The organism is Enterococcus sp. AZ084, assembly GCF_051714905.1.
Classification (GTDB): Bacteria; Bacillota; Bacilli; order Lactobacillales; family Enterococcaceae; genus Enterococcus_B; species Enterococcus_B pernyi.
In genome coordinates this window covers 1,188,904-1,207,555 of record NZ_JBIOSS010000001.1, presented here as the reverse complement: position 1 = coordinate 1,207,555, position 18,652 = coordinate 1,188,904, and the positions used below count along the sequence as shown (strand labels likewise).

Annotated in this window: 19 protein-coding genes and 1 tRNA gene; 4 read left to right on the top strand and 16 right to left on the bottom strand. The window is 35.6% G+C overall.

Going from position 1 to position 18,652, the window contains the following annotated elements:
• Nucleotides 1-16: 16 nt before the first annotated feature.
• The 4 genes from nagA to IGI79_RS05695 all read right to left on the bottom strand — a co-directional run bounded on the left by nagA (nucleotide 17) and on the right by IGI79_RS05695 (nucleotide 4,025).
• A complete protein-coding gene (nagA, locus tag IGI79_RS05710; protein WP_104776281.1) occupies nucleotides 17-1,165 on the bottom strand; it encodes an N-acetylglucosamine-6-phosphate deacetylase in 1,149 nt (382 codons plus the stop codon).
• A gap of 74 nt (nucleotides 1,166-1,239) precedes the next feature.
• Nucleotides 1,240-2,076, bottom strand: a complete 837-nt coding sequence (locus tag IGI79_RS05705; RefSeq protein WP_010735706.1) for a helix-turn-helix domain-containing protein — start codon at nucleotides 2,074-2,076, stop codon at nucleotides 1,240-1,242.
• 435 nt (nucleotides 2,077-2,511) lie between these two features.
• On the bottom strand, nucleotides 2,512-3,729 hold the full coding sequence (locus tag IGI79_RS05700; RefSeq protein ID WP_019724414.1) for a pyridoxal phosphate-dependent aminotransferase: 1,218 nt from the start codon (nucleotides 3,727-3,729) through the stop codon (nucleotides 2,512-2,514).
• A 134-nt stretch (nucleotides 3,730-3,863) separates the two neighbouring features.
• Nucleotides 3,864-4,025: a hypothetical protein gene (locus IGI79_RS05695; protein ID WP_019724415.1), complete on the bottom strand. Its 162-nt coding sequence runs from the start codon at nucleotides 4,023-4,025 to the stop codon at nucleotides 3,864-3,866.
• 64 nt (nucleotides 4,026-4,089) lie between these two features.
• Here IGI79_RS05695 and IGI79_RS05690 point away from each other — a divergent pair.
• Nucleotides 4,090-4,172, top strand: a tRNA-Leu gene (locus IGI79_RS05690).
• A 146-nt stretch (nucleotides 4,173-4,318) separates the two neighbouring features.
• Here IGI79_RS05690 and IGI79_RS05685 read toward each other — a convergent pair.
• Together IGI79_RS05685 and IGI79_RS05680 are read right to left on the bottom strand one after the other, a co-directional pair.
• The gene (locus IGI79_RS05685; RefSeq protein WP_019724534.1) at nucleotides 4,319-4,594 is read right to left on the bottom strand and encodes a hypothetical protein; all 276 of its coding nucleotides are present in this window, start codon (nucleotides 4,592-4,594) and stop codon (nucleotides 4,319-4,321) included.
• Between the two features lie 96 nt (nucleotides 4,595-4,690).
• The gene (locus tag IGI79_RS05680) at nucleotides 4,691-5,383 is read right to left on the bottom strand and encodes a DNA-directed RNA polymerase subunit omega (RefSeq protein WP_104776280.1); all 693 of its coding nucleotides are present in this window, start codon (nucleotides 5,381-5,383) and stop codon (nucleotides 4,691-4,693) included.
• A 211-nt stretch (nucleotides 5,384-5,594) separates the two neighbouring features.
• Here IGI79_RS05680 and IGI79_RS05675 point away from each other — a divergent pair, with 211 nt between their 5' ends.
• Nucleotides 5,595-5,807, top strand: a complete 213-nt coding sequence (locus IGI79_RS05675; protein ID WP_010735711.1) for a DUF378 domain-containing protein — start codon at nucleotides 5,595-5,597, stop codon at nucleotides 5,805-5,807.
• A 398-nt stretch (nucleotides 5,808-6,205) separates the two neighbouring features.
• Nucleotides 6,206-6,820 (top strand): LysM peptidoglycan-binding domain-containing protein, encoded by a 615-nt coding sequence (locus IGI79_RS05670; RefSeq protein WP_019724622.1) that lies wholly within the window; start codon nucleotides 6,206-6,208, stop codon nucleotides 6,818-6,820.
• A gap of 110 nt (nucleotides 6,821-6,930) precedes the next feature.
• On the opposite strand, the gene IGI79_RS05665 is transcribed toward IGI79_RS05670, so the two are convergent.
• From IGI79_RS05665 to IGI79_RS05630, 8 genes are all read right to left on the bottom strand, one after another.
• A complete protein-coding gene (locus tag IGI79_RS05665) occupies nucleotides 6,931-7,455 on the bottom strand; it encodes a hypothetical protein (RefSeq protein ID WP_019723590.1) in 525 nt (174 codons plus the stop codon).
• 98 nt (nucleotides 7,456-7,553) lie between these two features.
• Entirely contained in the window at nucleotides 7,554-8,156 is a 603-nt protein-coding gene (locus IGI79_RS05660; protein WP_019723589.1) for a hypothetical protein, read from the bottom strand.
• Nucleotides 8,157-8,197: 41 nt separating this feature from the next.
• Nucleotides 8,198-8,536, bottom strand: a complete 339-nt coding sequence (locus IGI79_RS05655; protein ID WP_065096554.1) for an LPXTG cell wall anchor domain-containing protein — start codon at nucleotides 8,534-8,536, stop codon at nucleotides 8,198-8,200.
• A 376-nt stretch (nucleotides 8,537-8,912) separates the two neighbouring features.
• On the bottom strand, nucleotides 8,913-10,385 hold the full coding sequence (locus IGI79_RS05650; protein WP_104776828.1) for a helix-turn-helix domain-containing protein: 1,473 nt from the start codon (nucleotides 10,383-10,385) through the stop codon (nucleotides 8,913-8,915).
• A 330-nt stretch (nucleotides 10,386-10,715) separates the two neighbouring features.
• A complete protein-coding gene (locus IGI79_RS05645) occupies nucleotides 10,716-12,200 on the bottom strand; it encodes a helix-turn-helix domain-containing protein (RefSeq protein ID WP_104776829.1) in 1,485 nt (494 codons plus the stop codon).
• Nucleotides 12,201-12,611: 411 nt separating this feature from the next.
• The gene (locus tag IGI79_RS05640) at nucleotides 12,612-13,559 is read right to left on the bottom strand and encodes an ABC transporter ATP-binding protein (protein WP_104776821.1); all 948 of its coding nucleotides are present in this window, start codon (nucleotides 13,557-13,559) and stop codon (nucleotides 12,612-12,614) included.
• Nucleotides 13,556-15,094: an ABC transporter permease/substrate-binding protein gene (locus tag IGI79_RS05635; protein WP_066025372.1), complete on the bottom strand. Its 1,539-nt coding sequence runs from the start codon at nucleotides 15,092-15,094 to the stop codon at nucleotides 13,556-13,558. The genes IGI79_RS05640 and IGI79_RS05635 overlap by 4 nt, the downstream gene beginning before the upstream one ends.
• A 129-nt stretch (nucleotides 15,095-15,223) precedes the next feature.
• Nucleotides 15,224-15,439 carry a hypothetical protein gene (locus tag IGI79_RS05630; protein ID WP_010735720.1) on the bottom strand — a complete coding sequence of 72 codons (216 nt, stop codon included), beginning with the start codon at nucleotides 15,437-15,439 and terminating at the stop codon, nucleotides 15,224-15,226.
• 510 nt (nucleotides 15,440-15,949) lie between these two features.
• On the opposite strand from IGI79_RS05630, the gene IGI79_RS05625 reads away from it, so the two are divergent.
• Complete coding sequence (locus IGI79_RS05625) at nucleotides 15,950-16,615, top strand: YitT family protein (RefSeq protein WP_010735721.1); 666 nt, start codon at nucleotides 15,950-15,952, stop codon at nucleotides 16,613-16,615.
• 132 nt (nucleotides 16,616-16,747) lie between these two features.
• On the opposite strand, the gene IGI79_RS05620 is transcribed toward IGI79_RS05625, so the two are convergent.
• Both IGI79_RS05620 and IGI79_RS05615 read right to left on the bottom strand, forming a co-directional pair.
• Nucleotides 16,748-17,797 (bottom strand): zinc-binding alcohol dehydrogenase family protein, encoded by a 1,050-nt coding sequence (locus tag IGI79_RS05620; RefSeq protein ID WP_104776822.1) that lies wholly within the window; start codon nucleotides 17,795-17,797, stop codon nucleotides 16,748-16,750.
• A gap of 151 nt (nucleotides 17,798-17,948) precedes the next feature.
• On the bottom strand, nucleotides 17,949-18,641 hold the full coding sequence (locus IGI79_RS05615; RefSeq protein ID WP_108146544.1) for a hypothetical protein: 693 nt from the start codon (nucleotides 18,639-18,641) through the stop codon (nucleotides 17,949-17,951).
• Nucleotides 18,642-18,652: the final 11 nt, after the last annotated feature.

The window sequence follows — 18,652 nt, the reverse complement described above, 5'->3', positions numbered from 1 at the left end:
GTTCATTTATTCTTTTTTACGCATGATAACGTTCAATACCATCTAAATAAGTGGCATCTAAGGTCATGTCAGGATTCAAGACGATGAAATCAGCATCTCTTCCTTTAGCAATCTTTCCACATGTATCGTCGATCTTACAGCTAACTGCAGGAACGTACGTAGCCATCATGATGGCTTGTTCTGGTGTAGCTAAGCCCCAATCTACGACATTTTTGATTGCTTCTTTTAATCTTAGGATACTTCCAGCTAGATTTCCAGATTCTAAACGAGCTGTTCCATCTTTTACGACTACTGGGAACTCACCTAAATTGTAGTTACCATCAGGCATTCCACCAGCCATCATGCAATCCGTGATCAAAGCCACATGTTCATGTCCTGCTTTTTCCATCAGGATCTGTGCTGCATTTGGATGGACATGGTGACCGTCACAAATCAACTCAGAAAATACGTGATCCAATGATAATAATGCGCCGACCATACCTGGCTCCCGATGGTTCAAGCCGCGCATCCCGTTAAACGCATGAACAAACACGCTTGCACCTGCTTCAACAGCTGCTTGTGCTTCATTGATCGTTGCATTACTATGACCTAAAGCAACGACAACGCCTTCATCTGTCACTTGTTTTACAAATTCTTCGACACCTGCGCGTTCTGGTGCTAATGCGATTTTTTTGATCAATCCGCCTGAAGCTTCTTGCCATTCATTGAAGACTGCCAAATCAGGGTCGCCAAAATAACTTGGGTTTTGCGCGCCTTTATGCTCTTCTGTAAAGAATGGTCCTTCAAAATAAATCCCTTTGATTTTAGCGCCAGGAGCTTCATGGTACATTTTTCCGATCGTCTCTGCCACATCTCTTAAACGTTCTTTACTAGAGGTTAATGTTGTAGGTAAAAAGGCAGTTACCCCACAAGATAACAAACCTTCTGACATAGCTTTGATTCCTTCTGCGTCATTATCCATAACATCGTGATTCATAAACCCATGAATATGTGTGTCTACAAGTCCAGGGGCGATCCATTTACCGCTTTGATCAATGATCGTTACTTCACCAGCTGGTTTTTCTGAAAGATATTCGCCAAAAAGCCCATCAGTGATTTCAAGATATCCAGTGTTTTTCACACCAGATGCTAAAAAGAATTTGTCAGCATAGATATAAGTTCTCATTCTATTCTCTCCTTTGATGATCTACCTTTAAATTACTCTTATTTACGAAAGAAGTCAAGAATGGTCTACACCATTTATATACTTTTAGCAATCTTTTTTACTGCTTGAGCTAATTCTTCATAAAACAATGCTTTTGATAGTTCATTTTGCTGTTTGTAGATCAAACTTTTTAGAATAAATAAATCATTTAAATAATAATAGCTATTTTTTTCTTGTGCCCAACGAATCCCTTGATTCACTTGTTCAAGAGCTGCTTGGCGTTCTCCTTGATGAAATAGAAAACTACCATAATTATAAAAAATCTGGGTCAATTCGCTTTTGTTATGCTCGTTGATCGTATCATGCAAGAGTTGGACACTACGACTTAAATAATATCTTGCTTCTGTACTTCTCCCTGCAACCCCATAGACTTTCCCAATACAGCTGATCAATTGGATCTCGATATCACAGACATGTGTCCGATCTTTTTGGCTGGAGTAAGTCAATGCTTCTTTCAAGTAACTAAGTGCCTTTACTAGGTTTTTCCTTAATGTAAATTCACAAACACCTAAATAATAATAATACCGTTGAAAATCCTCAGCTGAATAGAGATTCTCTGTCACCTTCGCTGATTTTAGTTCTTGTTCTAATTTACGATAATCTCTTTTTAAAAAGTAAAGATCCAGAAGATCAAACTGTCTAGTTGCTGCTCGAATCTTGTCCTTGGATAAGTTCATGACATAATCGATCGTTACACCAAGCCTGTGACAGATCTGAGCCATCACTAATACATTTGGTAACTCTTCGTTATTTTCGATTCTACTCAGCACACTTTGAGAACAAATGCCTTGTGAAAGCATTTGTTGAGTCATTTTTTGTTCTTTTCGGATTTCTTTGATGATCGTACCAAAGGAATCGACTAATGCTTCCATAAGTATCCCCCTCTCAAAAAAATATGCGTATTCGCATGACTACATGTATTGTACTTGACTACTTTGTAAACTTCAAGAAAAGTCCAATAGCAACGAATCATTTTTCAAAAATTGACATTAAAAAAACGCCTCGGTATCGGGACGGCTTTTAGGTGAAGTCGTATTTACTTTATAAAAATAGTTGCCAATCACATCGTTTTTACTACTCGTTGGCTATTACTCGAAACTGGTTATTTGCAGGTGTCAAATGAGAATAAAACTCAGACAAAAACGGTTGATTTAGTGAAGTAAGCAAACGCCCATAAGAATCGTTGATTCCAATTGTTATAGTGATTCACTTACTTCATAAAATCTTGATTTGTCCCGTCAGTTACTCGCTTACGCTTAATACTACCTACTTAATACACACGCACAACAGCCAAATTATGACATTTCCTATCTTTGTTGGTAGGTTGTCAGGAATTCACGCATTTTTTTCGCTGTTACTTTTAGATCGTCTAATTTTGGTAAGTAAACGATTCTGAAGTGGTCTGGATCAGGCCAGTTAAAACCGCCTCCGTGAACAAGTAAAATCTTGTGCTCGTGCAGAAAATCTAATACGAACTGCTCATCATTGGTAATATTGAAGCGTTTCGTATCGATTTTTGGAAAGATATAAAAAGCTGCTTTCGGCTTAACAGCTGATAATCCAGGGATATCATTGATTGCATTATAAATGTATTCTCTTTGTTCGTAGATCCGTCCACCTGGCAATAGCAATTCATCCACACTTTGGTAGCCCCCTAAGGCAGTTTGGATGATCTGTTGTGACAGGACATTTGAACAAAGACGCATAGAGGAAAGCATATTCAACCCTTCGATATAGCCTTTTACATTTGATTTGTCACCACTCAACACCATCCAGCCGACACGGAATCCTGCCACACGATGTGATTTAGATAGGCCATTCAATGTGACAACGAATAGATCAGGTGCTAAAGTCGCAATCGGGATATGCTCTAAGCCGTCCATCACTAAACGATCATAGATTTCGTCTGAATAAATGATCAATTGATGTTCTCGTGCAATTTTCACGATTTCTTCTAATAACTCTTTCGGATATAAAGCCCCTGTTGGATTATTAGGATTGATGATCACGATTGCCTTTGTCCGGCTGGTAACTTTAGATTTGATATCCTCAATATCTGGATACCATTCGGCTTGTTCATCGCATACATAATGAACTGGTTTTCCTCCAGCCAAAGAAACAGAAGCTGTCCATAAAGGATAATCTGGCATTGGCACTAATACTTCATCGCCATTGTCCAACAGCCCTTGCATACACATCGTGATCAGCTCACTGACCCCATTACCAGTATAGATATCATTGATCGTCACATTTGGAAATTTTTTCAATTGACAATACTGTTCAATCGCTTTTCGTGCAGAAAAAATCCCTTTTGAATCCGAATAGCCTTCTGAATCTCTGGCATTCATGATCAAATCACGGATTACTTCATTTGGTGCCTCAAATCCAAATGGTGCTGGATTTCCCGTATTCAATTTTAAAATACTGATGCCCTCTTCTTGCATTCGTTCTGCTTCTTCAAGAACCGGTCCGCGGACATCGTAACTTACGCCTTCTAATTTGTTGGATTTTTCAAATTCTCTCATAGTGATCCAATCCCTCGTTTCAAAAAAGTTAGAAATTTCTGATTATACCCATTTATTTTCATATCATACTCCATTCATCTGGATTTTGCCACCGTTTTAAAGAAATCCTAGATGAAAATCAACTTTTTTTACTTTTATTTCTCATGCCGATCGTTCCAAAGATTTGCTGCCCAATCCATAGCGATCCCGATAATCACACCTAAGAATATTCCCATGGTCAATTGTCCGAATGCAGATCCAATGATAATGCCTGCCACCATTCCTAAAATTGAAAATTCCCCATCATATTTATTCATGATTTTCCTCTTTCATATCTTGACATCTATTTCGTTACTCGCTATGATTAAAGTGTTGTTTCTTGCAGACGTGATGGAACGGCAGACATGCAAGATTGAGGGTCTTGTGAGCGTAAGCTCGTGTGGGTTCAAATCCCATCGTCTGCATAAATAAGTAAAACTCATGGTTTATGCCATGAGTTTTTTTGTTTGTTATTAAAAAAACAAGGCAGTTCGTCGAGTCAATTTACAATTTTTCTACCTATATAAGAGTAATCCATTAGTTCTTGATATCGAACATTGACTTTGTTCTCTCATTTGATGATCTTCTGTTTAGGGAAGAGACTATTTTCAAAAGCGACAACAATGTTTGGTTTTTCTAATACCGTGTAGTCTTTGACGACAAATTGCTTACGGTTATTATAGTAGCCTTTCACAAATATCTTCATTCCTTCATCTACATCGGCAATAAAATTAAGACTATGATTAGCAATCAAGCAATTCTCTGAGCCTAAAGTAAAACGGATCAGTGGTCGTTCCCCTAGTTTGATCGTTCTGATTTTTGAGACTGTTCCATATTTTCTTTCCATTGTCATCTCTCCCCTCATCATCATTATACGAACAAACGTTCCGTTTTTCAAGTGGTTTTCCTTGGAAAAACAACTCTAAAAAAGTATCTTTAACGTCTACTTATTCACTTGGCGATCAACGATTTGTTGAGATTTTTCCGCCGTTTGCTTTGCATCGTTTCTCGCTTTTTCTAATTGTGCGATATAACTTCTCAAATTACTATTTTCTGCTGAAATAGTTTCTAATTGTTTCTTCGCGGTTGCTAAATCAGTTTGCAAATTTGTTTTTTCTCGATTTAATTGGCTGATTTGTTCGTTTAACTGATTAACCGTACTTTGCATCTCTGTATATTTGCCCTGGATTTCTTGGAGTCTAGTATTCCATTGACTATTTAGGGTATTGATTTCGTTTATTTTTTGAGTTATTTCATTGATCTTATTGTTGATTTCGATTTGTTTGTCATTTAGTTGGTTTTCTTTACTTTTTAATTGATTTTGTAAGTTCGCATGTTCGGCAACCAATTGGCTTTTTTGCGTTTCCAAGTCAGTGATCTTTGTTTGGTATTCTTGCGCTTTTGTTTGTATATTTTGAAGATCTTGATTTTTTATTGCTAATTGACTATTTAAGTCAGTGATTTTTTGATCATGGCTTGTTAACTGTTGATCAAGTTTTTCTAAATTTTCGTTGATCTTAGTGATATCAGATTCTCCACCCCAGAATAAAACTTCTCCTGCAAACCGTGTGCCCGTATAACCAATAGCCCCTAGCAACAATGCAATCAATCCAGTAATCATCCATTTTTTTTTCATGTTCTTCTCCTTAATAGATATTATTATTTTATAACCAGCTAAATCTAATCTTTTACTTGTCTATTGTCAAGACATATCTATTTTTAAATTTTCAAATTCTATAAAACGTTGAAATGAAAGGACTATAAATTAAATTACAGGCAATATTTTAGTACAAATTCTTTAATTGTTTTATAATAATAGTATGTCATATAGGAAAGGGGTAATTTCAATGAAAACATTAGATATGATTGCTTTAACATTGTTGATTGTTGGAGGATTGAACTGGTTGTTAGTCGGTTTATTAGAATTTGATTTAGTTGCGACGATTGCAGGCGGTTCTACGACTATTTTAGCTAAAGCTATATATATTATTGTTGGGATTTGTGCTATTTATTGTTTGAAATTCTTTCCAATGATCTCCAATCGTGTAGAACATCAATAATTGGGATTTGATTTTTTTAGAACATGGGGCAACCATTTGCTCCATGTTTTTTTTATTTACTCCTTTGTATTGTCGTCAACAGGCTTAAGAATAGCTATTATGACTGATAGATAGCCACCCATTTTATCTTCTACAAGAGAAAAAAACATATTTATTACCCGCTTAATATTTTCTTAACTAATTTTTCTCATCAAAAAATGAGAACATACATTCTTTTAATTAAAGGAAAGAAAGCGTTTTTCGATTACATATGTTTCGTTGAATATTACAAAAAAGGTAGCTTTGTCATAAACTGTTACGTTTTTATCACCTATGAAATGTCTCCTCATGGTAAAGTATTACTCGTTAGCGAAAACAGCTAATCAAAATAACTTTTTAAAATACGAAGGAGATCTTTCATGAAATCACTTAAAACTATTCTTTTTGGAACAACTTTGGCCGCCGGCGCTGCATTATTTATGGGTACTTCTGCACACGCAGACGAAGCCTACACTGTTCAATCAGGTGATACTTTATCAACGATTTCTCAAAAATACGTTGGTGACAACTCCTTGATCCAAACAATTGCCGAAGCTAACTCAATCTCAAACATTCACCTGATTTTTTCAGGTCAAGAATTAACTATTCCTACTGGTGAGCAAGCAGCTGCACCTGTCGCTACTCAAGCACCTGTGGAACCTGTTCAAGAAACAGCTCCAGTTGTGGAAACACCTGTAGTGGAACAAGCACCTGTAGTAGAACAAGCGCCAGTTGTAGAACAAGCACCAGCTACTGAAGTCGCTGTTTCAACTGGTACGAACGATGCCAAAGAATGGATCGCACAAAAAGAGTCTAGCGGTTCTTATACAGCAACAAACGGACGCTATATCGGCCGTTACCAATTAGACTCTTCTTACTTGAACGGTGACTACTCTGCTGCCAATCAAGAAAGAGTGGCAGAACAATATGTGGCTTCTCGTTATGGCTCTTGGGATGCAGCCAAAGCTTTCTGGTTAGCTAACGGTTGGTACTAAGAACGATTTATCATTGAGTTAAAAGTTAAATAAAAAAATGGAAGGCTCGAAAATAGATAATCTATTTTCAGAGCCTTCCATTTTTTATTTATGTTCCCTTCAATCAGCGATCAACTAATGTTGATTGTACCATCGATTGTTGTTGTATTGACCAATTTTTCTTCGTTATAAATATTGTATAAAATTCTAACATCATGACTGCCAGCATCAGGTAGATTCTCAAAAGGGATAGAGTCTATTCGGTTGTTTGGAGGAATCAATCCTGATTTATACAATTGTTTATTATTTGATGCTAGATAGTATTCTACTTGGATATTGAATGCATTCTGACCATTATTACGTACATCGACACTCGCTTTTCCTTCTTTATCAACTTCTATATCATGTTTCAAAAGAATACGCATTTTGTCTTTATCTACTTGATCTTGCATTGCTTTTAAAATATCTTCATTACTCAATCTTGACAGATGATCATCTAAATCAGGCAATCCTGCCACTACTTGAGGAGGAGATTGATTAAAATAAAAGTATCCGCCGATCCCTGCTACAAGACATACGAGTAGCAAAGAAAACAAGATATAAGTTCTCTTCTTTTTACTATGATTCTTTTTTTCAATATTATTACTATGTGCCATTTTTCTCAACCTCCTTTCTCAAATTATAACTGAAAAGTCTGTTATTCAGACTCTTTCTACTAAAATAGGTAATGGAATACTTATCAACTTTGCTAAGATTAGTTAGCTAATGCAGAAAAATGGAAGGACATCGTGTATGCAGGTGTCACAATAACATCTTGTTGGAAAGGACTAGTGATTGCTCCTTCAAATTTCAAGGATTTTGTTTGTCCTGTTCCGATAGTTGTCAAGTAAGTACGAGTATTCAAGAACTGTCCAGAAGCACTTTGCAAACGAACCGCTGCTTCATTTAATGGTGTAAAGAACAAATCTTGAGTGATCCCAGTTGAGCTTGTCTCCGCAAAACTATCTACTTCGATCATCACTCTATGTGAAGTTGAATTATTTGTCATTGCATATAATGGGGAAACGATCTCTGGTTGAGGCGTTCCGTCTTCTGCCATTGCATTTGCATATCTTACAGTCGTTGGGATCGTGATATCGATATAGCGTTTATCTTCCGGATCAACTGGATCCCATTCTCCGATCCATCCTGAAACTTGAACATCTGCTTTATCATCACCTTTGATCGTTTGACCTGGTGAATTGTCTGGTTGTCCAGGAATCCATCCCAAGTCATTGGCAGCAGCGTTCATTGAACCAAGTCCTAAACCACTTAATAAAATTGTAGATACAATCGCTAAATTACTTAGCTTCTTCATATTGAATTTCTCTCCTTGCTGAAATAATCTATATTATTTCACTAAATTTTTTGTAGTCGTTCTTCTTTTTGATTGAATGTATAAAACAATCCTATCGAAAAAAGAGTAAGCAATAAACCGATCAAAGCAATTCCATTGGTCAAACGTTCCCCAGTTTGTGGGAAATTAGAGGAAGAACCTTCACTTTTGTTTGATGTTGGACCTGTAGCTTGCTGTTCTTCATTTTGGGTACTCTGCCCTGTGTCGTCTTGATTTTCGGAACTATTACCTAAATCACCGATCGTTGCTTCGACATGAACTGTTTGTATTTCTGATTGTTGAGCATGATAGACAGTTGGACTCATAACGCATAACAACAACACACCTATCATGTAATACATCGTCTTTTTTATCTTACCCTTCACCTCCTAATATAAACGACACGATTCCCACAAAACAATTATCCTTAAAAAACCAGCACTTTTAAAACCAAGTTTTACCGCCAGTTTGGTAAATAAAATAAGAATATATAGTTATTTATTTTAGTAACAAATACAAACCAGACTTACAATAATTGACCAATACCCCATATATAACAGTGATAAAATAGCATTATAGAGTCCATATGAAACCAAGAAAAAATAAATAACATATTATTTTAACCAATCAGTTTGAACTTTTCTTAATAATTCCCACCAAAAGAAATAATTGAGCGATCTATCGCGGAATCGAATAAACTATCCTGAAACAATTGCCAACTGATTTTTGTATAGTCGATCAAATCTCAGCAAGTTCATCCACTTTGATGTGATAGTACTCGACCAATTTATCAATGATCGCTTCATCTAAATAGTTAGAAATACCAAGAGTAGGCACTTCAAAATAGTCATTGGAATAGATATCTGTCAGAAGACAATCAAACTTTTTTAGATAATCATTTTTTATTTTTGTCGCAGGGTTGAGAATCTCTATATTGATATTATGTCGAAAATAAAATTTGATTTCCTCTTTGAGCATACGCATATGATCATAAGAACTATCTAATAATAGCGCGACATGGAGTTTTATCTTTTGCTTCCGTACTTGTACCCATAGATCTGACCAGGAAGTCAACAACTTGAAGACGGATTGATGGATCATTTCATCTAGATAGCTATGAAATGCAGATCCTAATGTCTGATAAATCTCAAAAAATCGGTCTTCTAGATCTTTCACTAGTGTAGGACTGTCTCTTTTTACGTTTTGAAAAAATTCTTGTTTCTTATTATGTAAAATATAGGTGGGTCTTACCATATTCATGGTTGTCCAATAAATATCATGAATCAATTGATCACGATTTTCACAAACTATACCGACCTTATTTTCCAAGTATTCAATTACTTGATTTAGTTTATTTTTTTGATTTACTGCATCAACTTGGACATTTAAATATTGTAATCGTAAAGTCGGATGAATCGGTTGATAAAACTCATAGAAAAGTTGTTGGAGGTTTTCTTCTCTTAAATTGACGGCAAAATTTTCATTGATACGTCCTAAAAGTTCTGTTTCATTTGCGAAATGTTGGAAAATAAATGGTACATTCCTCGAGATCAACTGATAATCTTGCTTCAAACGAACAAAACAAATAAATAAATGAAATTTCATATTTCCTAAAAATAAATGATTGTCATTATTGACTAATGCCCAGATCGTATTCTCTTTTACAAATACTTCGATGATATCCGTGATCAGAGAGATATCATCGCCTTTCATTAAATTCTCAGGTAAATTATATTTTTCTGCAAAAAAGGCAGAAAAAAAATCTCTAATATTCCCTTCATTACCTACAATATCGAGATGATTATTGATTTTAAATTCATATTTACTGATGACTTGATTGATTCGATTAATAATACGTGATACTTGTGTTTCAGATATGTATAAACTATCACTTAGATCGTCTTTTGAACTTACTCTTCTAAAAAATAGTGTCTCAAGTAAGGTATATTCCAAACTTTTACTCAAAATTTTGGAATAGATGAATGCTTTGGGTGTTTTCAGATTTTTCTTTAGCAATACTCCTGATCTAAAGGAGGTTTCAATTGTCAGCGGTGCAATCATCTCATTGATTTGTGAAAGATCATTTCGAGTTGTTTTTTCTGAGCTTTCGATCATTTCGGCTAATTCAGCTGTCGTCATCCACTGAGTATCCCATAATATTTCCAAAATCTTCAACTGACGTTTCAAACGTCCATCTAAGATTTCTCTCATTTCGTTTCCACCTCTCCAAACAAAAAATATTGAACGTCTACATTATTTTTAACATAGTGATTTATCTAAAAATAATCTCAATCTACCGACTGCTTGGTAAAATAACATTAGAACTTATAGGTAAATGTATTGAAAATGTCAATAATTCTATCATTCAAAAAATTGGTATAGTTTAAAAAATTAAGGTGCTCTCATTTGTTCAGTGATCATTCGATTGATAACCATTTCCAAAACAGATATTTATCAATGATTTTTTGCATTTTTATTAATTAAGAACAAGAAAAGATATGCCAGTATAGGCATATCTAATAAATTGGATTATTAAACAGATTACATCACAAGTTCTTTTCTAAATAACTTGATACTTTCTTTTCTATTTATAATAAAAGTATGTAATTTGTGAATGAACTCATTATCGAAATAATGTGGGATGCCAATCACCCTCGGTTGTTCGATGGACCCTCGGATTGTACAAACATCTGTCAGCACACAGTCATATTTTTCTAATTTTACTTGGCTTAACAGATCAAATGGTGACAAGATATCAACGGAGTATGTACTTCTAAAATGCATTTCAATTTCTTCCTTCAACATACGCAAATGACCAATGGGAACATCCAAGATCAATGCAGCCTTGATCTGATGGGTCTTTTTCATCTCGATCCTAAAATCAGTCCACTGTGTAACCAAACTATAGATCGATTGATACACCATATTTTTCTTATCAAACGGTTTAAGTTCAAGTTCTTCATATATTTCTGCAAAACACTCTCTTAATTCAAACATGATTGTTTGATTTTCACCCATTAATTCTAAAACAAATTCTTCAATCACATTGTTCAATATGAAAGTCGGCCCAGTGATTCGAAAACTACTCCATAAAATGTCCACAATCAATGTATCACTATGGGAACACTCGATATTAAATCGTTGAGATAAATCTTTGATCAGTCGTTCAATTTTACTATGTAAGGATGATTGAAACATACCAAACTGTTGGCAAGCTCCGGTCACTTTAAAAGGTTCGCAATAGTTGGCAAATAAATTGTATAATATGTCTTCATTCAGTTCAATTTCAAAAGATTCTTTACATCTACGTTTTAATTCTTCGTCATTCAAAATGGTTTTGTAGTTAAAAACAGTTGCTTTTTTTTCTATAAAAGCGCCTTGCTTGCATCGATATAGCGCAGCTAGTACTTTTAAATGTATTTTATTTAATAAAAAATGATGTTGGTCATTCGCTTCAATGATCGTTATGTTTTCCTCATAAAAACATTGGATCAATCGATCGATCAGGTCAAACTCTTCTTTTAAAAGAAGCGTTTCCGCAGACAGATATTTTTCATACATCAAACTAGCAAATAATTTACGAATATTTATCTCTGAACCTTCAATCGTCAATTCATGACTGATTTGTATTGAAAATTTTTCTAAAACTGTATTTAGCTTGGCCAACAAGCGGTTCAACTGTGTCTCTGAGATAAACAAGCAATCACATAACTCACCTTTAGAAAGCTTCGGATTGATAAAAATTTCTTCGATGATCTGGCATTCGATGCAGTTTTGCAAAAACAAAGAATAAAGATGTGTTTTTGAGACCCCAAGTGTTTTATCCAAGAAAACCCCGTGTTTAAAAGATGTTTCAATTTTAAGCGGTTTGATTATTTCATTTAAATGTTTGATATCCGTTCGTATCGTCTTTTCGACTCCCCCGATGACTTGGACAATTTTCGATACGGTCAACCATTCATTTTCCCATAGCAATTCTAATAATGCTAATTGCCTTGTACTTTGTTTATTTAATATTCCTTTCATTTTACTCCCCCAAATCTAATAAAAAAGCACAGTAATAAACAAAAAAATAACACCCCGTCTGTGATTTTTCCATTTTTTTTCTTATATGATTATTCAATTTTCATTTAGATTTATCATTGAAATAAGATTTCAACAAAAATATATGTACTATTACTTAATCATAATTTTAAAATATAAATCGTCTTATGTCTATAAGAAAAATGAAGATAACATGAGATATTTTTAATTTACAGTTAAATAATATTCGTAATAATAAATGATCGAATAAAAGCATCCGAAAATCAACGCCTTTATTCAATCATTTCTTTATTTGTTATTCTAATATTTTTTTAAATAACTTTTATTGAACTACTACTTCTTTGTGTCTAGTTATCTAAATAAGTCATGGTTCACCTGTCTAAAACATCCAAATCAACTCTGTTTCCCACTTAGAAATGCAAAGACATTTTCTCTGGAGATCGATCCAATCGGAATTTCTTGTTTATAGATGTTGACTGTTTCGACTGCTTCTAGTTGAGCAAATAATTGTTTTAGTGGTGTATCAAGCTGAACCACTCTTCGTTGTTCAGTGATCTCTTTCTCAAAAAAGCCAGCAAGTACAAGTTGTTCAACTGTCTGATCTTTTTCTTGGATCGATTCCTCGAAGAAACTACGTACAAAGTCATTCTTAGGATGCATCAATAATTGTTCTGGTGTATCACATTGGATCAATGCCCCTTCTTTCATCACAGCGATGCGATCCCCTAGTTTAATTGCTTCTTCCATATTATGGGTAACAAAAACAATCGTCGTACCTAATTCTTTATGAAGTGATAAAACAAGCTCCTGCAAGGAAGTTCTTGATAGAGGGTCCAACGCACTGAAAGGCTCATCCATCAAGATCACTTCAGGATTGGCTGCTAACGCCCGAATGATCCCTACACGCTGTTGTTCTCCTCCAGACAATTCTTGTGGCATTCGATCACGATAGATATCAGGATCTAAACCAACTTTTGCCAGTAACTGATCCGAAGTCTCGGATCGTTTCTGTTTTTCCCAGCCTAACATTTCAGGGATCACTTCGATATTCTGTTTGACAGTCATCGTTGGAAACAATGCAATCTGTTGCAAGACATATCCCATTTGCCAACGCATTTTTTGCAAGTTATAGTCCTTTAATGATTTACCTTTGAAATATACCTCACCGACACTTGGTAAAGAGAGTCCATTGATCATTTTTAGTGAAGTTGTCTTTCCACTTCCCGAAGGACCTACCAATACAAAGATCTCTCCCTCATTGATCGAAAGGTCTAATTGTCTAATTGCATACTTGTCATTAAAGGTTTTTTGGACGTTTTTAAATTCAATCAGTTCGGTCAATTGTTACCCTCCTTCACTAAACCTTGGTCAACCAAAAATTGTCGTGCCACTTCAGCTGGTTGTTTTTTCTCGACATTTACTTGGTAATTCATCGTTTGCATCTGTTCTTCCGTTATTTTGCCGCTAAGTTTCTCTAAAGCTGCCACGACTTCTGGATGATCATTGGCAAAATCTTCATTCATCAATGGTGCGCCTTGGTAGGTAGGGAACAAGCCTCGGTCATCTTCTAGGACGACTAAATCGTATTGTTTCAGTTCACTGTCGGTAGAATAGGCATCAACTACATTGACATCACCATTATTTATTGCTTGGTAACGCAAACTAGGTTCCATGCTTTGGACACTCGGAAAATCTAACTGATAAAGTTCCTGTATCCCCTTGTACCCATCCGCACGGTCGATAAATTCTAACGTGAACCCTGCCTTGATTTGATTCTCGATTTTAGCTAAATCAGAAATTGATTTTAATTGGTGCTCATCCGCAAAGTCACGTTTAACAGCAAGAGCATATGTGTTTTGATAAGCCATCGGACTTAAAAGTGTCATTGAGAACTGTTCATTTAACAGTCTATTGGCCTCGTGATACGTTTCTTCTTTTGTTAATTTTTGGTCCTTGATTGATTCTGGAACTGTAACCAAACTCTCTAATACTGTTCCAGTAAACTCAGGATAAATATCAATTTGTTTGTTTTCTAAAGCGCTGAATAGAAAACTGGTTTTACCGAAATTCGGTTTTAATTCGACTTCCGCTTCGGTTTCTTCTTCAATCAATCCTTTGTACATCTGGATCAATATATCTGGTTCTGCACCAAGCTTACCGGCAATCGTGATTTTCTCTTGTTTCAAGAAACCAGTTTGATAAATGGAAGCACCTGCGACTAAAGTCAAAATCAAGCCTAAAGTGATCATCGTATAACGAGGTTTCAAGTGTTGTAATAGACGGATCAAGCTACTGAAAACAATAGCTAACAAGGCGGAGCTGATTGCGCCGATCAAAGTTAAAACAGGTGTATTCCGATCGATCCCTAGTAAGATAAATGTTCCTAGCCCGCCAGCACCGATCAAGGCTGCTAATGTTGCTGTACCAATGATCAATACTAACGCAGTGCGGATACCTGAGATAATGACAGGCAGCGCGATGGGTAACTCTACTTTGATCAATCTTCGAAAACGAGACATCCCAAAAGCAACTGCTGCTTCTTCGATTGATGGATCGATTTCTGCTAATCCTATATAAGTGCTTTGAAATATCGGTAATAAGGCGTATAAGATCAAGGCGATCAACGCCGGTAAAGTGCCGATCCCTACAAATGGAATCAATAATCCTAAAAGTGCAAGTGAGGGAATAGTTTGCAGCACACTCGTTACTTGTAACAAAAATTCTGCCATTCTTTTATGGTTGACTGCCCAAATAGCAAGTGGGATCGCAATCACTGCGGCAATCAATAATGCAATCAATGAAATAGATAAGTGCTGAAATGTTGCTGCGAATAATTCTTCTTTTCTCTCACTGAGCGTTTCGATAAACGTATTCATATGACCTTCCTTTCTGTTCTCCTTTAAGTATAAACATAGCGAAGTAAATCCCCAACTAAGTTGTTTTAAAAAAAACTTGCAATCGACTAGATGGTGAGAAGTGATTGCAAGTTTTGTTTTTGTATTTAGTTATTTTGAATCGTACGTAGCTCTATGTTGATAGAAGGTTTCTTCATACCTGCGTTTTCGTTCATTTTGGCGATACTTTTTTTCATCCCACATCACAAACCATAATACAAACGAAGGTAAAAAAATCAATAATGCTGTTTGTAACCCATAATTACCTATAATAATTCCAAAAAATAAAATCAACAACATCGCACCAAAACGTCTCATTGATTGCATCTCTGATCACCTCTATTATTTTATACCGAACGATTGTTCGCTCTTTTATTATACGAACAATTGTTCTCGTTGTAAAGTAGAAGTTGGAATTTTGAACAAAAAAAAACAGCCAGTAACTTTTAAAATCTCGTGGGGGAGATACTTGTTTACTGGCTTGTTCAATAATTATTATACTTTAAGTTGTGTGTCAGTGACCAAAAAAGTAAAAATCGGTTGTTTTAACATCATAATCGTTAAATTTAATGAAATAATTTATGTTTTTTTATATTTACATACATTTTTTTATTTATTACACTATTTTATTCACTATTTTTTTATCCCTAAATTATGCAATACATATTTTTACAGAGAATCATTTTTGATTTAAATGATTGTTTTACAAGGAATGATTGACCGAAATTAAATACACTTCATTATGTATATTTTTTTCTATTTACCTATTGAATTTATAGAGCCGTTCAGTGTAATATAAAGATTGCTGAAAATTTTCAAAAAGAAAAGAGGTTAGAGATGAAACAAGTAAAATTTTTATTAGACTTATGTGGAATTATTTTTGGGGCTGCTCTTTACGGATTAGCGGTAACCGGAATCAATCTCCCTTCAAAATTAGCTGACGGTGGTGTCACAGGAATTGCTCTTTTACTTAATCATTTATTTGGCTTTGCGCCTTCCATCACCTCACTGATCATAAATTTACCTTTATTGCTGATTTCCTTGTTTATTTTTGGAAAACATGCATTTATTCGAACGATCGTCGGAACATTTTCTCTGGTCTTCTTCTTGCATGTATGGGAAAATTTAAATGTCCACTTTGCTGTTGGAAATCTTTTAGTGAATAGTCTAATGACTGGCATTCTTTCGGGAATCGGTTGTGGCTTAGTTTTTCGTTTTGGGGGCAGCACTGGCGGCACCGATATCGTTTATCAAGCAATTGAAAAATATTATCATGTGAATATCGGGAAAAGTCTATTTGTTATCACGTTTGGGATTTTAGTTGTGTCTTTGTTGTATTTGGATTTTACGCATTTTGCCTATACTCTTTTGAGTTGCTCAATTTTATCTTATACATTGAATAAAGTGAAGTACTTCCGCTTCGCTAATCCTTTCAAAAAAATCACAGCTCCATCCCCAACAGTCAATCAATTAGAACCTGTGGAAGATTCATATATAGATTGAACTCTTACCATAAAAAGCAACTGAGGTCGGAACAGAAGTGTTTATTTCTCGCCGTTTATCTGATTTTAGGTAGTGTGAGAGAAACCATGTTCCAGACACAGTTGCTTTTTATAGTCATTCTTACTATTTGACTTATCGATTCATTTTTCCACCGGTGGATTTGAACCCACCTGACAAAACGACTTTGCCTTGCTGGCTACCTTCCTTCACCAACTTCATCGCTTGTTCAAGTGAAGCTCGGCTGATACCATCTGAGTAAACAGTTGTTACATGGCTATGAAGTTTATTTTCTTCAAATAACTTTGTCAATGTCTCTAGGATTGTGCCTTGTGTTGCGATTTCTTTATTATGATCGGTTTTCGTGAAAACATACTCCCAATGGAAGCTGATTGAATCATTTTTATATTCATTCCAATCGATTTTCGCTTGTGTATTGACGATCATTCCGATATGCCCTAAAGGTTGAATGATTTTTTTTATTTCTGGTAGATAAGCTTCAATATCATACAACACTGCGATATAGTCAACACCATCGCTTCCAGCATGTTTTAATTGGTCATAGATAGAATGATGGTAATCGATCGGAACATCTACGCCATTTTTTTCAAGCCATCCAAAATTTTGCGGACTAGCAGTTGCATACACTTTCATACCCGTCCACTTCGCTAGTTGCGTCATGATCGAACCAACGCCACCTCCACCATTGATCACCAAAAGCTCTTTCCCTTCGTTGGCTTTTTCTTGAGGAACTAACTGAAATTTTTCAAATAGCAATTCATAGGCAGTGAGTGCAGTCAAAGGAATCCCTGCAGCAGCTTCGTCGCTAAGATTCTTAGGAGCTTTTGCAGCGATCCGTGCATCAACGATTTGATACTCTTGTTGACTCCCTTCGCGTTGAGTCGTTCCTGCATAATAGACACGGTCATTCAGCTCAAACCCTTTTACAGCCGCGCCCATTTCCCGTACATAACCCACACTATCATAGCCGAGCACAGTGAATGTTTCTTCTTTGACGATTTCTCTTCGCTTCGTATCTATAGGATTGATCGAAAGTGCTACAACTTCGATCAATAAGTCGTGTTCGCCAGGTTTTGGTACCATAGTATCTTCTTCAATCAATTGCGGATAAGGGGTCTCATAAGTAAAACCAAACCTTTTAATTGATGAGGGTCTATTTATCATTTTTCTGTTCCTTTCTACTGCAATAATATAGTCGGTCAAAAAAAAGCTGTTCCGCTCCAACATCCAGACATTTTTTCACAAGTCCTGCTTGTTTCTTATGTGTCTGAATGTTTGAAGGAACAACTTTTTCTCATACTTGAGCAGTCACTACTTATTGGAAATAACCATTGCCTTTCAAGGAATTACCTTGGTCATTGATCAGGCCTTCCAACGAACGATCTAGTACTCCATGAGTTTTCTTACTTGAACTTTTCTCTTGGTTCATTGTTACACCTTGTTTTCCATCATAGGGTGTATTTTCTGTTTCAAATAAAAGATACGCATTCTTTTCTTTTTTGATCGAAGCGAGCAATTCTTCTTCAGAGATTTTATTTTTCTTCGGATCAGGAATGATCGAAGCGGGTACGTACTTAGGTACAAAATAAGAACGTTCTCTTCCCGAACGATTGAATACACTTCGTGATTGGTTTGTTTTTTCTTGTGTTGGTCTTTGCTCTGAAGGGCTGGCATGACGAGTATAGCCAAAATTCGTCTGACTGTTTCGTTTGGTTTGTGTTTTTTTACTCTGCCTATAGTCTGGCAAATTTTGTTTATGTTTTGCTAGATTCGCTTTTTGTGTCGAAGCATGACGAACATTGACTGTCGAATGAGGATTTTTTTCATTTTTTGAATAATCCTCAAAATGAAATTCATTGATTTGCTCGAACAATGGTTTGTCGCTTGTATCGGTCATCAGATCATCTTGTCCGTCAAACAGCACACGCCTATTTTCATTTTTTAACTTTACACCTATGTGATCATCGTATGCAGGAAAGCGAAAATGTTTTCGTTTGATTTCTGTCATGTAAACCATCC

Coding starts and splice junctions, on each gene's coding strand:
- nagA (WP_104776281.1), bottom strand. CDS start 1,165: ATGAGAACTTATATCTATGCTGACAAATTCTTTTTAGCATCTGGTGTG.
- IGI79_RS05615 (WP_108146544.1), bottom strand. CDS start 18,641: ATGACAGAAATCAAACGAAAACATTTTCGCTTTCCTGCATACGATGAT.
- IGI79_RS05630 (WP_010735720.1), bottom strand. CDS start 15,439: ATGCAATCAATGAGACGTTTTGGTGCGATGTTGTTGATTTTATTTTTT.
- IGI79_RS05685 (WP_019724534.1), bottom strand. CDS start 4,594: ATGGAAAGAAAATATGGAACAGTCTCAAAAATCAGAACGATCAAACTA.
- IGI79_RS05655 (WP_065096554.1), bottom strand. CDS start 8,536: ATGTATTACATGATAGGTGTGTTGTTGTTATGCGTTATGAGTCCAACT.
- IGI79_RS05625 (WP_010735721.1), top strand. CDS start 15,950: ATGAAACAAGTAAAATTTTTATTAGACTTATGTGGAATTATTTTTGGG.
- IGI79_RS05705 (WP_010735706.1), bottom strand. CDS start 2,076: ATGGAAGCATTAGTCGATTCCTTTGGTACGATCATCAAAGAAATCCGA.
- IGI79_RS05635 (WP_066025372.1), bottom strand. CDS start 15,094: ATGAATACGTTTATCGAAACGCTCAGTGAGAGAAAAGAAGAATTATTC.
- IGI79_RS05620 (WP_104776822.1), bottom strand. CDS start 17,797: ATGATAAATAGACCCTCATCAATTAAAAGGTTTGGTTTTACTTATGAG.
- IGI79_RS05645 (WP_104776829.1), bottom strand. CDS start 12,200: ATGAAAGGAATATTAAATAAACAAAGTACAAGGCAATTAGCATTATTA.
- IGI79_RS05695 (WP_019724415.1), bottom strand. CDS start 4,025: ATGAATAAATATGATGGGGAATTTTCAATTTTAGGAATGGTGGCAGGC.
- IGI79_RS05670 (WP_019724622.1), top strand. CDS start 6,206: ATGAAATCACTTAAAACTATTCTTTTTGGAACAACTTTGGCCGCCGGC.
- IGI79_RS05700 (WP_019724414.1), bottom strand. CDS start 3,729: ATGAGAGAATTTGAAAAATCCAACAAATTAGAAGGCGTAAGTTACGAT.
- IGI79_RS05660 (WP_019723589.1), bottom strand. CDS start 8,156: ATGAAGAAGCTAAGTAATTTAGCGATTGTATCTACAATTTTATTAAGT.
- IGI79_RS05680 (WP_104776280.1), bottom strand. CDS start 5,383: ATGAAAAAAAAATGGATGATTACTGGATTGATTGCATTGTTGCTAGGG.
- IGI79_RS05650 (WP_104776828.1), bottom strand. CDS start 10,385: ATGAGAGAAATCTTAGATGGACGTTTGAAACGTCAGTTGAAGATTTTG.
- IGI79_RS05675 (WP_010735711.1), top strand. CDS start 5,595: ATGAAAACATTAGATATGATTGCTTTAACATTGTTGATTGTTGGAGGA.
- IGI79_RS05665 (WP_019723590.1), bottom strand. CDS start 7,455: ATGGCACATAGTAATAATATTGAAAAAAAGAATCATAGTAAAAAGAAG.